The sequence below is a fragment of the Aquimarina algiphila genome, from assembly GCF_007489275.1.
In the GTDB taxonomy this organism is placed as follows: Bacteria; Bacteroidota; Bacteroidia; order Flavobacteriales; family Flavobacteriaceae; genus Aquimarina; species Aquimarina algiphila.
The window spans coordinates 56657-71815 of record NZ_VLNR01000001.1 but is presented as its reverse complement, the minus strand read 5'-3'; the positions used below and the strand labels follow the sequence as shown (position 1 = coordinate 71815).

The following is a 15159-nucleotide window of genomic DNA, read 5'->3' as shown; positions in this document are numbered from 1 at the left end:
AATATCATATTTCATATTGCTAAATCATTTATAATTGATTTATGCAGAATTAAAAATTTGAATGTTTATTAAATAAACTATGAAAAATATAATAAAATATACTTTAATCTTTTTTTTGACAATCTTTTTATCTGGTTGTGAAAATGATGATGATACAAATTCCACAGGATCAGGTGAAGCTTTCGTTTATTTTAACATTGAGGATATAAGTGTTGATCGATCAAAGTCAGAACCAGTAAGTGTTGAATTGAGATATGAAGGTCCTGAAACAGATAAAGATATAGAAGTTCTATATACTGTTAATTACCCAAGTGAAAATAATGCAGTCGAAGGAGCAGATTTTATTCTGCCAAAGACAGGTTCATTTATAATCAGAAAAGGTAAAGCAATTTCTAATGTTGTTTTACTTCAAAGAGTTAATGATAATGAAGATGCAATCCAACCTAGATCTTTAAGTATCGAATTGCAACCAAAAGAAGGTATTACCATTGGAAACTCTTCGAATTTTGGTAGTTCAATTAATATTACTTTGGGAACTGATAATTCTTCGATAGTATCAGAGGCACCTTTTATTGGAGAAAAAAAATTCTCCATAGTTTCTGGAACATCAAAAGTTAAAATCCCATATTTTTCGAATAGAGAAGATATAAGGGATGTTAATAATGATGCAATTAGAAGGGCAATAATCGTACTTCATGGATCAGAGCATACTGCTGGTAAGCATTATACAAGAATGATGGAGACAGCAGAAATGGAGTCTAATAATTTGGACACATTACTTGTAGTATCACCACAATTTATTGGAGAAGAAGAAATTGATCAATATACTTTGGATTCAGAACATTCTTATTGGAGCGGTAATTGGCGTATAGGGAATACTTCTCTTGATGAAACCACTAATCCGCGAACGGAGCGTGTTTCTTCTTTTACATTTATGGATTCATTAATGATAAAATTATCAGAATATCCAAATCTTAAAACTATTGTATTAACAGGGCATTCTGCGGGAGGACAATATATAAATAGATATGCTGCTGGATCACCGATACCAGACGAATTAAATGCCAGAGGAGTTGATGTTAGCTTTATTGTAAACAATCCTAAAACATATGTTTATATGGATAATAAACGTAAAGTCCCGGGTACAGAAAATACATTTGAAGTTCCTTCTGGTGTCATTATCGGACAATGTCCTGAGTATAATGAATATAGGTTTGGCTTAGATGACTTACCCACATACTTAGATGCAATTGGAGAAAACGTCATTCGAAATAGATTACCTCAAAGGAAAGTCACATATTTAGTAGGTCAAAATGATGTAGATACAGATATAGATACTTCTAATATCTGTGAAGCACAACTTCAGGGTAAAAACCGCTTTGACAGAGCTCATAATTATTTTGACCATTTATTAGATTATTATGGACCTTCTATTATGGATACTCAAAAAATGGGAGTTGTAATTGGAGTTGGACATAGTAGCGAAGGGATGTACAAATCAGAAAGAGGTAGAAAGAATACGTTTAGAAATTAAACAAAGAAAATCGAATTGATGTTATAAAGAAATTTTGTTTTCGGTTAGTTTTCTATTCCAGAACCAGCAATTAACCATAAAACATGTATGATGAATTACTCAATTTTTCAAACAATAACATGAATTTAGAAGGAGTCAATAGATTTCTTTGATACACTTAAAATCAATTTACTTGAGTTAGCTAGCCATAAATGAATCCGATAAGGTCATCAAATTATCGGATTCATTTTATGTGATCCAAAACGATGATATTGTTACTTAATATAGAATAATTTCTTCTTCAATATTCATGAAATATAGATCAGATATGTATATCTATAAGTTCAAGGAAAACTGAACTTTGAAGATTTATATGAGTAGATAATAAGGGATAACAATGAATACAAAATTACAATGAAAATAAACTGTTTGACGTATATATTCTTAGGAATAATTATAAGTTGTTTTTATGGTTGTAGCAGGGATTCAGAAAACATAAGAGAAACCATTCATGAAACTAAACTTCTTTATTTTACTGAGCAATATGTGACTGCCGAAAGGAAAGAATGTGAGGCTATAAGAGCAGATGATAAAGACCCAGATGATAAGATTGGAAATAAAAAGCTTACTGTGCTTAAAAATAAAAATACTTTTAAAATTCCTTACTATGCAAATGTAGCTTCGATTGATGATGAAAACCCAATGATAACTCGTGCAGTAGTAGCATTACATGGTCAAGATCGAAATGCTGATACCTATTATAAACGAATGTTAGCCGCTGCTCAAATGGAAAGCTCACAATTGGATACACTTCTAATTATATCTCCTCAATTTCTAGCAGAGTCAGATATTAACTTGCATGGATTAGATAGCGAACATTTATATTGGAGTTCTGGTGGTTGGAAAATAGGTTTTTTATCTAAAGATGAAGAACAAAACCCTAGATCAGATCGTATTTCTTCATTTTCAATAATGGATTCATTAATAGTTAAACTAAAGCATAATTATCCTAATCTTAGAAATATTATTCTTTCTGGTCACTCTGCAGGAGGTCAATTTTTAAATAGATATGCAGCTGCTACACCAATTTATCAAAGTTTAAACGATGAGCGTATAAATGTTCGATTTATTGTTAATAACCCTAGTTCATATGTATATCTCAATAAAAAACGTAAAGTTGATGGATCACCATCATACAAAGTTCCCACTATAACATGCAGCGCATATAATGATTATAAATATGGATTAGATGATTTACCTAATTATTTAAGTGCTATCGGCGCTAACAAAATTAAAGAACAGTTTTATAAACGAAAAGTGGTTTATTTATTGGGAGCTCAAGATAATAATACAAGTAGTTCGAGTTTGGATACTTCTTGCGGAGCTTTATTACAAGGAAATCATCGATTAGAAAGAGGAATGATTTACTATGATTATCTAAAGGATTTTTATGGTGATAGTATAGAAAATACGCAAACGATGAAAATTGTACCAGGGGCAGGACATAATTCTAGAGAAATGTTTCAATCAGAATTGGGACGTTTTTATGCTTTTAGGAAATAAATACAAAAAATAAGGTTTAAGATTTATTAAGAAAATGACCTGTTTTAATCAGTTATAAATATTAATTATAAATACAATGTATACAAGATTATTTAAAGTTGTTCTGGGGACTATTATTCTTTTAGGAAATGTAACCCAAGCACAAAAAGCAACTGTTTCCAATAAAAAATACACCAAAGAAATCAAGAAATTGGCCGCTAATAAAGGAGTTCAATTAGCTATGAAAACTATTGATGATTCTGATGCCGAAACGATCAAAAACATGATAACACTAACAGAGATTCCCGCTCCTCCATTTAAAGAAACTAAAAGGGCAAAAAAGTTTATGGAGATGTTTGTTGATATCGGTATTGATAGCGTTTGGATTGATACAGAAGGTAATGTATTGGCATTACGAAAAGGGAAAAAAAGAAATAAAACTGTTGTACTCGATGCTCACATAGATACAGTTTTTCCTGAAGAAACGGATGTAACTGTAAAAATAGATGGGCAGACATATACTGCACCGGGAATTGGTGATAACACAAGAGGCATGGCTATGTTATTGGCAGTTTTAAAAGGGATGAATACGGCTTCAATTGTTACTGATGCTGATGTTGTTTTTGTTGGTACGGTAGGGGAAGAAGGTTTAGGAGACCTAAGGGGAGTAAAACATTTATTTAGTGATGCATCAGACATTAAGATTGATTCATGGATTTCTATTGATGGGGGAAGCTCGGGGCGTATTATTAATGGGGGATTAGGTTCTAAAAGATATAAAGCAATTTTCAGAGGAAAAGGAGGACATTCGTGGGGAGCTTTTGGATTAGCAAATCCTCATCACGCCTTAGGGAAAGCAATTACAATGTTTGTAGAAGAAGCTACAAAGTATACCGCAATTAAAGGCCCTAAAACTTCATTTAATGTTGGTAGAATAGGAGGGGGGACATCTGTAAATTCTATACCTTTTGAATCTTGGGCAGAAATAGATATGCGTTCATTAAGCCCAAAAAGATTATTAGAAATAGATAGTATTTTTAAAAAATGTATGAAAAAAGCAGAAACAGCTTATAACAGTACGGAGATCAAAGATAAAGTAACCTTGGAAATGAAATCTATTGGTGATCGTCCATCGGGGATATTAGATATAAATACACCTTTGACACAAAAATCATTGGCATCAGCTTTATTCCTGGGTATTGTTCCTAAATTAAGAACAGGATCAACTAATAGCAATATTCCGATAGCAAAAAATATTCCAGCAGTAACTTTAAGTCGAGGAGGGAAAGGAAGTAGAGCGCATGCATTAGATGAAAAATGGACAAATACACCTGAAGCAACCAGAAATATAAAGCTTGCGATGTTGATTACTATAGCAGAAGCTGGTATTGTAAATTGAAATGTAGTATAGTATAGTATTACTCCAGATTACTACGATCGTTACCCAGCATTATTGTAGGTTCTGAAATCAATATTGATGTTTACAAAATTTTAGGGGTTATTTTGAAAAATCACTCAAAATAATCCCTATTTTTATTTGTATGGAATATAAGATACTAAGTGAAGACCTCGTTTATGACGGTTTTTTAAAAATTAGAAAAGCCTCTGTTATTCACGATCGTTTTAACCAGAACACACCTATCAATTATGTGCGCGAAATGATGGATAAAGGGGATTGTGTGGCAGTATTATTATATGAAAAAGATACTGATAAAGTGTTGTTTATTAATCAGTTTAGATATCCTACAATAAAAAACGATAATGGGTGGTTGTTAGAGATTCCAGCAGGGGGAATAGAAGAAAATGAAGATGCAAAAGATTGTGCAATAAGAGAAGTAGAAGAGGAGACAGGCTATAAAGTTCATAAACTAGAACATATTTCTACATTTTATGCTACTCCGGGAGTTTCTTCAGAACGAATGTATTTATATTATGGAGAAGTTTTTGAAAGGGATCAAATAAGTAAAGGAGGAGGTGTTGAAGAAGAAGATGAAGATATTCAACTCTGTAAAATCTCAATTTCAGAAATAAAAACATTATTAGAATCTAAAATTATCAATGATGCAAAATCTATCATTGCTTTGCAATGGTTTATGATACATAAAACAGAAAAATTTTAGAGCTATTATTTTAAGTTTCTTAGGATAAAATCTAATTTAGTATTTGTATTTAAATTTTCGCTAAAAGAATCAGTAATGTGTTTACTTTTATGGGCTAAACCTAATTGTTGAAGTTTGATAATAGATTCCGTGTCTTCTAAAGTAACTTTACCAGTTAATAAAATATTCATGTCCTTATTAGCATAATAATAGTCGTATATTTTCTTTAACCCGGTTAGATATAGATAATCCTTTGTAAATCCTCCTCCTCGATGCACTCTCAAGGTAATTTGCCAGGCAGCTTCCCGATCTAATTTGTATTGACTATATAAAAGATCAAAAGTATCTTTAAAATCATATCCTTTAATTAGGCTATCCGCAGCAATAACTCTATATGCCAATTCTTTCATTCGTTTTAAGGTCAGACAACCAGACATGTATTCACTAAAAACGGCCAAACCTTCTTGAGTTTCTGTATTGTTAACATAACCATTAGAAAATATTTTTAATGGTTGACTTTTACCATTAAAAGTAGTAACCATATGTACTCCTATTTCATGATTAGCTAATACCATTAAGTCATTGTCACTAAACATGTGATTTTTCTTTAATAGTAATGTTTCCGAAGCATTAAGTACCATAGCAGCTGCCGAGATATTTGTAGATTTCTTGATGTTGAAATCAAAATTATATCGTTTCCCGAATGCTATGAAATATGCTTCGGCATCTGATGCTGTATGTTTATTTATTGTTGTATTTGTATTGTTTTCATCCTCAAAATGAAGAATAAAACGGGCATTTTCAACATCACGTTCTTTAGGAGTTCCAAAAACTTTTAGAGAATTATAATAAAAGTTCTTCCCTTTACCGATCGTTTCTATACATTGTATCAATCCAGAATATTCATAAATTATGTTTTGATATAATTTTCTTATTTCTTCATCTTCTATACGTTCAAGCCTTTGACTAAAAAATAATCGCTGCATTTTGTAGGGATTAAATTTTATTTTCCGGTAGTTGAATTTGGGATTGAACCTGTATTTACAAGCAAAAAAATTCTTTTTTTCTTGCTCTATATTAAGAGGATTCAAGTAATTAAGAAGTTCTATATTTTTTACAAGTCGATCTAGATTTTGATCAATATCAAAAAGGTCGCTATATGTTTCTACTGCATCTTCGATCATATTCTTATCATTTTATAATAGAAAGCACAAACTAACTGCAAAAAAGGGAGATTAACCAATAAATTGATTGTAAAATGTTTTAGCATGTTCTGGAAGTCGTTTTTTTAAACCTTCTTGAATTGCATGAATAACCTCTGGATACATTATGTATTCTAATTCATGACAATAAATTTTGGAAAATTCTGTAGCTAATACAAGTGTGTTTTTAAAATGTTCTGTAATGTATTTTAAAAAATATCCGTTACCTTGAAATGTATCATTAATAGCGGCACTGGTTTTTATAAAATTAGGTAATACGATGGTAGACAAAGTAGTGCACCATGATTCTATAAAGGAAGAATATAGATCATTATTGATATTTGTAGTGCCTAAATTAACTACAGGGACTTCTCGATCCCAACGCCTCCAATTATAAGAATGTAAGTCATATACAATTGCAGCACCATATTTTGATTCAACTTTTGAAATTAAAGCATGGACTACTTTATAAAAATTATGATGTTTTTCTAATGAATGGTTTTTTTCTTCTGACGATAAAGGTGTTTTCCAGAGTTTTTTGCCCCATGCATCTTCGTATATGGCATGATCTGGGGCTCTATTAAGATCATATTCAAATCGCGAATCACATCCGGCAATGACTATTGGATGATCTTGTATCATCTGTTTGGTTGCAGGATCTTCTTCATACCATCTGTCATATTCGCTATGTAAACACTTTTTCCATAGTGCTTTACGAAACTGATGGCCATCATGTATGGCACCACAGATATAATATGTATAGGAATCTATTTTTAGAGTAAAAGAATAATCTTCGGCTACAGCATGAAAGGGTTCTTCGGTTTCGATCTTAGCAATTATTTCTCTTACAGAAAGCTTAAGCATCGTCTACTGTTTTTCTAAGTTTTGCTTTTCTATCAAATCGGTTGACACGTTGTATAACCTTGTCTTCTATAAAATCAATTACTTTTTCCTGTAATTTTACTTTATATTTTTTATTAATATATGTAATTCCTCCAGGACTCATTACATTGACTTCGACCAACATTCCATTTATAACATCGATTCCAACAAAATAAAGTCCATCTTTTACTAGTTTGGGACCAATTTTACGACATAATTCTTTTTCTTGTTTGGTAAGTGAATGCTTTACTACAGACCCTCCAGCGGTGACATTTGATCTATGATCATCTATACCTGGGATTCTGCGCATGGCGCCTATTGGTTTTCCATTAAGAATTAAAATACGAACATCTCCTTGATCAGCGCCTTCTATATAATCCTGTAGAATAACATAATTAGTAGACCCATCCTTGTTATCAATATAAAAATCCAATAAGGACCGTATACTGGTCATTGCCCTTTTCTCTATTAAGATTACACCAGAACCACCAAAACCATTTAAAGGCTTTAAGATCATCTTATCACATTCGGATTCTTTGATCATTTTAATCAGGTAATCTTTATTTTTGGTTACATGAGTGTTCGGTATAAAATGTGTTTCAATATCATCGAAGGCAGCAGTATATAATTTATTATTCGACCTGCGTATCCCATCAATATCATTCATAATAAATACGTCATCTTTTACAGAGTCCAAAAAGTTAAGCATAATCATGTCCAAAGGAGGATTACTACGTAATATGAGGACATCAAACCCAGCTAGTGGGAGCATTTCATCTCTAAAAGATGTTTTTGTATAAAAAGATTTCATAGATGAAGATACTTTTTCTGGCCTATTAATTACTTTGCAAAAAGAAAAAGTAACACTATCACGAATGGTAAGGTTAGATGGAGTGGCTATAGCTACTCCATGCCCTCTTTTTACACATTCATGAATTAGAGTAAGAGAAGTATCCTTTTCAGGATCGATTTCTTCCCAAGGGTACATTAAGAAACAAACATTCATTACTGATGATTTTTGAAAAGCAAAATTTACGTTTTTTATGTGAAAATCTATAAAAAACTTAAAATAAAATTTGGCTCCTGAAATACAATTGTTTATTCACATTCCATATCAATACTTAACTTTTTCATCTTCTTCCAAATTTGATGGTCTGGAGCTTGAGGAGAAATAGTAAATAGTATGAGATGTTTGTTTTGTGCATTACAGAAACTATTATTTACAATTATATTAAGAGATACTTCTTTTTTGGTAGTAAAGGCATCATAGGTTAATATTTTTCCAACATATACACCTTCGTTGACATTTTCAAAAAAAGCTTTAGACGTGATATTTTTCTGAGTAGAATTTTGATCTGATTTGGAAACGGTACTCATTAATCCATCAAAATATGTCTCCATTGCAGTTTCAAGTTTTTTGGGAGACAATTTGGGATCTTGATCTATAACCCACAAAAATGCACATGAAAAATAATCTGGAGCTCCTTGTTTTCCCCATCCTGGAGAAAAACAGATATACTCTGTACCCGAATATTGTAAAGAAGGTGCAAATTCTAAAGGAAATTCAATAACTTCGCTTCTCCAATGCTCTGGAAAGAGTAAAGGAGTCTTTTTTGAAGTATCATTGCCACATTGTATAAAAAGTGACGTTATTATAATAAAAGGTATGGTTTTTGCAAAAGACATATTAAAGTATTAATTTAAGCACTAAAAGTACGAAATTGTTTAATGACAAATTTTTCTTAAATTTGTGTTAATTGGAATAGAATACAAACCCTACAAAATGAATTTATATAGAATATTTTTACTAGTATTCGTTTTCGCAATTCAGATAGCCCCAGCTCAAACTGAACAAGACCGAATCGAAGCCGAGATTATTAATGTCGAAAGAACGATAGTTGCAAAACTTACGGGACATGAACCTATTAAAGGAAAAAAGAAATTAAAAAGTAGATTTAGTACTTCTGAAAGGAAAGCTTCTGCTGATTTTTTATTCAATTCTTTAAAAGATATTGGACTTAAGCCTCAAAAGCACCCTTATAATGTTAAAGATAAAAAAGGAAATCTTTTTAATGGAGTAAATATATATGCAGAAATTCCGGCTACCAATGGCAGTAATGAATTTGTTGTAATAGCAGCTCACTTTGATACTGTAGAAAATAGCCCTGGAGCTGTTCATAATGCTACGGGTGCAGCTATTGCTTTTTATGTCGCAAAAAAATTGGGAGAATTAAAAGAACGTAACAAAAATTTTATGGTTGTGTTTTTTGACCATTGGAAAAGTAATATGGTTGGAACCAGAATGTTTACAAAAAAGCTTAAAGAAGAAGGGTATAATATTCACTCTATGCATAGGTCTGATTATATGGGATGGGATAATGATGAGGATAGAGCTATAGAACTATTGGCTTCAAGTTTGAGTTTAGAATCTAGATATAGATTAGAATCTCCCGTTCCTATTTATAAAAGAACTGTAGCTACTCCAGAGAGTAGATTTTTTGCAAATTTTGGATATGAAACGGTTACACTTACAGCAGAATTAAGAAATGCTGATAACTCACCTTTTGTTCGCCAAAGTGAAGATAAATACACAACGGTAAACTTTAAATACCTAGCATCTACAACAAACATTGTGTATAAGGTGATGAAATCTTTAGCAGAGGAATAGAATATATCTGGATTGTATTAATAATATAATTAAAGGAGTTCTTATTGTAATAAGAACTCCTTTAATGCTTCATAGCTCTTTATCGGAATACTATGCTTTTCCTTATTCATTACTTTTTGAATTTGCGAAGGTATTTCTACCTTAATGTTTAGAGTGTCCTCGACTACGTCAAGAAACTTGACGGGATGTGCAGTTTCCAGAAATATACCATACTCGGTAGATTTTAATCCTTGTTTTTGTAGCCCTAAATAACCAACAGCGCCATGAGGGTCGGCTACATAATTTGATTTTTTATAGATTTTTCCCATTGCTTTTTTGGTCTGTTGATCATCAAAGCTATATGCAGAAAAATTGTTTTTTAGAATAGAGAAATCGTTATCAAAAAGTTGTTGTATTCTTATAAAATTACTTGGGTTTCCAACATCCATGGCATTAGAAATTGTAGCTTTAGAAGGTTTTGGATCATATTCTGAAGTTTCTAGATAACGAACTACTGTATCATTAACATTAGTAGATGCTATAAAGTGTTTTACAGGTAATCCAAGTTTTTGAGCAACAATTCCTGCACAGATATTTCCAAAGTTCCCACTAGGAACAGAGAATACAATATCTTTTCCTTTACTTTTTACCTGTTTGTATGCAAATAAGAAATAAAATAATTGAGGAAGCCATCTGGCAACATTAATAGAATTAGCAGAAGTCAGTTGTTTATAAGAAGTAATGTCAGTGTCTAAGAACGCGGTTTTTACCATATCCTGACAATCATCAAAAACACCGTCGATTTCTAAAGCTGTTATATTTTGCCCCAGAGTTGTTAATTGCTTTTCTTGTATTTCACTTACTTTTCCTTTTGGATATAAAATTACCACATCTACACCTTTTACCCCTAGAAAACCATTGGCTACAGCACCACCTGTATCTCCCGATGTAGCTACTAAAACAGTTACATGATTTTCATTAGCTCGATTAAAATATCCCATACATCTTGCCATAAAGCGGGCTCCTACATCTTTAAAAGCCATTGTTGGACCATGAAACAATTCTAGTGTTCCTAGATTATCTTCAATTTCAACTACAGGGAAATCAAAACTTAAAACATCTGTAAGAATATCTCTTAATTCTACCTCTGGTATTTCTTCACCAATGAATTGTTGGATGGCTTGAAAAGCAATTTCTACATTATCTAGTTCTTCAATATTTTCAAAAAAAGATGTAGATAAAGATTGAATGGATTCTGGAAAATATAAACCACGATCAGGAGCTAATCCTTTTATTACCGCTTCTGAGAATGGTACTTTTGGTGAGTCTTTATGTAAACTATAGTATTGCATTATTTTATATTCTTTACTGAAGTTAGAGAATTGCAGAGAATTCTATTTCTACTAAGATATCTGGAGAAATTAACTTTGAAACTTCTACCATTGTGGTCACGGGTCTTGTTTTGCTAAAAAACTCTCCATGTGCTTTACCAATCTCTTCCCATTGGGAGATATCTGTACAGTACATTCTTGTTCTTATTACATTACTTAAATCTGCACCAAACTCTTTTAATGCTTTTTCTGCAATTTTGATAATAGCAAGAGTTTGTTCGTATTCATTTGCACCTTTTGCGGTAGTACCAGAAATTTCGATTACATCTCCAATTTTTATGGCTCTAGAGTACCCTACAATGTCCTCCCAAGGTGCTCCTGTTGATATTTTTTTGATTTCTTTCATTGGATTTCTTCGATTATTTTGACTCCGTTACTATTTATTTGTGATATATGAATATCAAATTCAAGTCCCGTTTTTGCATAAACTACTCTTATTGCTTCAGCTACATCTGTTGCAATCTTTAGTCCTTTACTTAATGCAAAAATAGAAGGGCCGGATCCAGAAATTCCACATCCTAGAGCTCCTTTTTCAATTGCTGCATTCTTTACATTTTTAAATTCAGGGATTAGAATTGATCTCAGAGGTTCTATAATTACATCTTCTAAACTTCTACCTATCAGATTATAATCTTCGGTAAATAAACCAGCTACCAATCCACCAACGTTTCCCCATTGATGAATCGCTTGTTGCAAAGATACATTATGCTTAATCACTGATCTTGAATCTGATGTTTTTACTTCTATTTGTGGATGAATTACGGTCATCACAAGATCTTTAGGAGAATGTAACTTTATTACATCAAGTGGATTATAACTACGTACCAAGGTGAACCCTCCAAGTAGAGCAGGAGCTACATTATCAGCATGGGCATTACCACTGGCCAGTTTTTCTCCTTCCATGGCAAATTTTACTAATTCCTGAGGTGTATAAGGGTTTCCTAATAGATGATTTACTGCCCAAACTGCACCAGCACTACTTGCAGCACTACTACCAATTCCACTTCCGGCTTTAATTTTTTTATATATTTCTATCGTTACCCCTAAATCTTTTTTGTAATCAAGAAGTAATGCCTGAACGGCTACACCGGCTACATTTTTATCTGTTTCCATAGGAAGATCTGCACCTTCAATTTTGGTAATTCTTATTCCAGGCTCAGAAGTAAGTGAGATTAACATTTCATCACCAACCGTGTCTAAACAACATCCTAATACATCGAATCCACAAGAAAGATTTGCGACGGTGGCAGGAGTAAATATTCTAATACTTTTCATATTATTATTTTTTACCAATTCTAATAATATCTGCAAATATACCTGAGGCAGTTACTTCGGCTCCAGCACCAGCACCCTTTACTATTAATGGTTGTTTAGGGTATCGATCTGTGTAAAAGAGTACGATGTTATCACTTCCTTCAAGATTATAAAAAGGATGATCAGATGGTATAAATTGTAATCCTACCTTGGCTTCGCCTTCTTCATATTGTGCAACATATTTTAGACGACATCCCTTTTTGTTTGCACTGTCCAAAATTTCTTTAAAATGCTTTTCATTTTGTTCTACAGATTGCAGAAAGGCGTCTACACTCATAGTCTCTAAACTTTCCTTTGGAAGAAATGCTTCATTTTCGATATTTTCTAATTCCATTACCTTTCCACTTTCGCGAGCAAGAATGAGAATTTTACGGGCAACATCGATTCCGCTTAAATCTATTTTAGGATCAGGTTCTGTGTATCCTTGCTGTTGTGCTTGTTTTACAATGTCATGAAAAGTAACACCTTCTTTATAATTATTAAAGACAAAATTAAGACTACCAGATAATACTGCCTGAATTTTATGAATATTATCTCCAGATGCAATTAAATTATTTAGTGTGCCAATTATTGGTAAACCAGCACCAACATTGGTTTCGTATAAAAAAGAAGCGTTAAATTTTCTTGATAAATTTTGTAATTCCTCATAGTTAGTATATTCATCTGCACATGCAATTTTATTACAGGTAACTACAGCCATACTCTCTGCGAGATAATGTTTATATATTTTGGCAATATCTGGATTAGCAGTATTATCAACAAAAATAGAGTTTCTTAAATTCATCTCTTTGGCTTTGGCAAAAAATTCTCTTGCATCTGCTTTTTCTCCTTTTTCCAATTTTTGAACCCATGAATCTAAACCAATTCCATGTTCATCAAAGATCATTTTCCGGGAATTCGAAATAGCAACTACTCTTATCTTTAACCTTAATTTGTCTTTTAGATAGCTTTTTTGTTGTTCAAGTTGTTCTATTAATTTACTCCCAACATTTCCGACACCGGTAATAAAGAGGTTTAATTGTTTGGTTTTTACTTCGAAGAATCGTTCATGTAATGTGTTTAATGCCTTCTTAATATCTTTTTTCTCTATAACCACAGAGATGTTTTTTTCTGAAGCACCTTGAGCAATGGCTCTAATATTAACATTGTTTTTTCCTAAAGTACTAAACATTTTTCCGCTTAGTCCTTGATGATGATACATATTGTCACCTACCAGAGCTATAATCGCTACATCATCCTCAATCTTCACTGGATCTAATTTATGTTTGGAGATTTCAAATTCGAATGTGGTATCGAGTACTTCTTTTGCTTTTCTTGCATCAGTAGCTTCTATTGCAAGACATATAGAATGCTCGGATGAAGCTTGAGTTATCAAAATAACATTTATATTTTCAAGAAAAAGAGTTTCGAATAAACGTTTTGAAAACCCTGGTATTCCTACCATACCACTTCCTTCTAATGAAATAATGGATATGCTATCAATATGACTAATCCCTGTAACAGGTCTTTTGCGATCATTTACTTTTCTAGTAACGAGCGTTCCTTGATCTTCGGGTTTAAATGTATTTTTTATCAGTATCGGAATATCTTTTTCTAATACAGGGTGTATAGTGGGAGGATAGATTACTTTAGCACCAAAATGTGAAAGCTCCATTGCTTCCTGATATGAGATATGATGCACAGGTTTGGCTTGTTTTACCAATTTGGGATTAGCGGTATACATACCACTCACATCTGTCCATATTTGTAACTCATCTGCATTAGTAGCAGCTGCGAGAATAGCTGCGGTAAAATCAGAACCTCCTCTACCTAGTGTGGTAGGTTCCCCATCCTTTGTTCTAGCGACAAAACCCGGAAAAAGACTTACTTTATGTGTATTATGATCTGCAAACTCTTTAATATTATCATTAGTTTCTTTATAGTCAATAGTAACTTTTGAATTAATGGTTTTAACAATTAATTCTCGTGAATCTTTTAGGATGATATCTAAGCCTTTTACTTTTGCAGCTTCTACTATGATGTAAGAAGAAAGTATTTCTCCAAAACTGGCAATTACAGCAGCGGTTTTTGGAGATAATTCACTTAATAAATACACTCCTTCACATAAAGACTCCAAAGTGTTAAGCTGTGATTTGACTTTACTAATTATGGCACTTTGCGAGATTACAGGAATGAGGCTTTTTACAGCTTCAAGATGCTTTTTCTCGATTTCTACTAATGTCTTTTTGTAATCTTCATTATTGTTAGAAGCCTCTTCGCCGGCTTGTAACAATAAATCAGTAACTCCGCCCATTGCAGAAACAACAACATATAAAGATTGCTTTTCTGACTGTTGCCTTACAATATCTATTACGCTTTCTATTGTAGTTGCATTTGCAACAGAAGAACCTCCAAATTTTAGAACGTTCATAATATATTTTTTAGTTGAATTAATAATAAAAGCTTATGTCTGATAATTCATTCTTATGAATTATGTACATGTTCTGGCGATACTATATAAATGAATTAACCCCTAAGGGTAATAGTAATTGTAGTAGTACGTGTAATAGAAGAAGCCTTAGATACTAGT

13 protein-coding genes are annotated in these 15159 nt (G+C 32.3%); 5 read left to right on the top strand and 8 right to left on the bottom strand.

Translation table 11 applies throughout. The features are described 5' to 3' along the window. The first annotated feature begins 79 nt into the window (after positions 1-79). From FOF46_RS00365 to FOF46_RS00350, 4 genes are all read left to right on the top strand, one after another. Positions 80-1534, top strand: coding sequence for a hypothetical protein (locus FOF46_RS00365; RefSeq protein ID WP_143915080.1), 1455 nt, complete (start codon positions 80-82; stop codon positions 1532-1534). A gap of 393 nt (positions 1535-1927) precedes the next feature. After that, complete coding sequence (locus FOF46_RS00360; RefSeq protein ID WP_208746735.1) at positions 1928-3076, top strand: hypothetical protein; 1149 nt, start codon at positions 1928-1930, stop codon at positions 3074-3076. 76 nt (positions 3077-3152) lie between these two features. Next, positions 3153-4454: a M20/M25/M40 family metallo-hydrolase gene (locus tag FOF46_RS00355; RefSeq protein WP_143915078.1), complete on the top strand. Its 1302-nt coding sequence runs from the start codon at positions 3153-3155 to the stop codon at positions 4452-4454. Between the two features lie 142 nt (positions 4455-4596). Beyond that, positions 4597-5175 (top strand): NUDIX domain-containing protein, encoded by a 579-nt coding sequence (locus FOF46_RS00350; protein WP_109437478.1) that lies wholly within the window; start codon positions 4597-4599, stop codon positions 5173-5175. A 5-nt stretch (positions 5176-5180) separates the two neighbouring features. Here the strand turns inward: FOF46_RS00350 and FOF46_RS00345 are convergent, their stop codons facing one another. The 4 genes from FOF46_RS00345 to FOF46_RS00330 form a co-directional block, all read right to left on the bottom strand. Next, a complete protein-coding gene (locus tag FOF46_RS00345; protein WP_109437477.1) occupies positions 5181-6338 on the bottom strand; it encodes a peptidase MATCAP family protein in 1158 nt (385 codons plus the stop codon). A gap of 51 nt (positions 6339-6389) precedes the next feature. Further along, the gene (locus tag FOF46_RS00340; RefSeq protein ID WP_143915077.1) at positions 6390-7220 is read right to left on the bottom strand and encodes an N-formylglutamate amidohydrolase; all 831 of its coding nucleotides are present in this window, start codon (positions 7218-7220) and stop codon (positions 6390-6392) included. Beyond that, complete coding sequence (gshB, locus tag FOF46_RS00335; RefSeq protein WP_109437475.1) at positions 7213-8244, bottom strand: glutathione synthase; 1032 nt, start codon at positions 8242-8244, stop codon at positions 7213-7215. The genes FOF46_RS00340 and gshB overlap by 8 nt, the downstream gene beginning before the upstream one ends. A gap of 92 nt (positions 8245-8336) precedes the next feature. Continuing rightward, complete coding sequence (locus FOF46_RS00330; protein ID WP_143915076.1) at positions 8337-8924, bottom strand: hypothetical protein; 588 nt, start codon at positions 8922-8924, stop codon at positions 8337-8339. Positions 8925-9021: 97 nt separating this feature from the next. On the opposite strand from FOF46_RS00330, the gene FOF46_RS00325 reads away from it, so the two are divergent. After that, positions 9022-9906 carry a M28 family metallopeptidase gene (locus FOF46_RS00325; RefSeq protein WP_109437473.1) on the top strand — a complete coding sequence of 295 codons (885 nt, stop codon included), beginning with the start codon at positions 9022-9024 and terminating at the stop codon, positions 9904-9906. Between the two features lie 41 nt (positions 9907-9947). On the opposite strand, the gene thrC is transcribed toward FOF46_RS00325, so the two are convergent. The 4 genes from thrC to thrA are packed head-to-tail and all read right to left on the bottom strand — an operon-like array spanning position 9948 to position 15000. Next, a complete protein-coding gene (gene thrC / locus FOF46_RS00320) occupies positions 9948-11237 on the bottom strand; it encodes a threonine synthase (RefSeq protein ID WP_143915075.1) in 1290 nt (429 codons plus the stop codon). 22 nt (positions 11238-11259) lie between these two features. Then, positions 11260-11622 carry a RidA family protein gene (locus FOF46_RS00315; RefSeq protein ID WP_109437471.1) on the bottom strand — a complete coding sequence of 121 codons (363 nt, stop codon included), beginning with the start codon at positions 11620-11622 and terminating at the stop codon, positions 11260-11262. Beyond that, on the bottom strand, positions 11619-12551 hold the full coding sequence (locus FOF46_RS00310) for a homoserine kinase (protein ID WP_109437856.1): 933 nt from the start codon (positions 12549-12551) through the stop codon (positions 11619-11621). The genes FOF46_RS00315 and FOF46_RS00310 overlap by 4 nt, the downstream gene beginning before the upstream one ends. A gap of 4 nt (positions 12552-12555) precedes the next feature. Then, a complete protein-coding gene (gene thrA / locus FOF46_RS00305; RefSeq protein ID WP_143915074.1) occupies positions 12556-15000 on the bottom strand; it encodes a bifunctional aspartate kinase/homoserine dehydrogenase I in 2445 nt (814 codons plus the stop codon). Positions 15001-15159 lie beyond the last annotated feature (159 nt).

Excerpts from the sequence above, each read along its gene's own strand:
- FOF46_RS00340 (WP_143915077.1), bottom strand. The coding sequence starts at position 7,220 with ATGCTTAAGCTTTCTGTAAGAGAAATAATTGCTAAGATCGAAACCGAA.
- gshB (WP_109437475.1), bottom strand. The coding sequence starts at position 8,244 with ATGAATGTTTGTTTCTTAATGTACCCTTGGGAAGAAATCGATCCTGAA.
- FOF46_RS00350 (WP_109437478.1), top strand. The coding sequence starts at position 4,597 with ATGGAATATAAGATACTAAGTGAAGACCTCGTTTATGACGGTTTTTTA.
- FOF46_RS00315 (WP_109437471.1), bottom strand. The coding sequence starts at position 11,622 with ATGAAAGAAATCAAAAAAATATCAACAGGAGCACCTTGGGAGGACATT.
- FOF46_RS00330 (WP_143915076.1), bottom strand. The coding sequence starts at position 8,924 with ATGTCTTTTGCAAAAACCATACCTTTTATTATAATAACGTCACTTTTT.
- FOF46_RS00310 (WP_109437856.1), bottom strand. The coding sequence starts at position 12,551 with ATGAAAAGTATTAGAATATTTACTCCTGCCACCGTCGCAAATCTTTCT.
- thrA (WP_143915074.1), bottom strand. The coding sequence starts at position 15,000 with ATGAACGTTCTAAAATTTGGAGGTTCTTCTGTTGCAAATGCAACTACA.
- FOF46_RS00345 (WP_109437477.1), bottom strand. The coding sequence starts at position 6,338 with ATGATCGAAGATGCAGTAGAAACATATAGCGACCTTTTTGATATTGAT.
- FOF46_RS00360 (WP_208746735.1), top strand. The coding sequence starts at position 1,928 with ATGAAAATAAACTGTTTGACGTATATATTCTTAGGAATAATTATAAGT.
- thrC (WP_143915075.1), bottom strand. The coding sequence starts at position 11,237 with ATGCAATACTATAGTTTACATAAAGACTCACCAAAAGTACCATTCTCA.
- FOF46_RS00355 (WP_143915078.1), top strand. The coding sequence starts at position 3,153 with ATGTATACAAGATTATTTAAAGTTGTTCTGGGGACTATTATTCTTTTA.
- FOF46_RS00325 (WP_109437473.1), top strand. The coding sequence starts at position 9,022 with ATGAATTTATATAGAATATTTTTACTAGTATTCGTTTTCGCAATTCAG.
- FOF46_RS00365 (WP_143915080.1), top strand. The coding sequence starts at position 80 with ATGAAAAATATAATAAAATATACTTTAATCTTTTTTTTGACAATCTTT.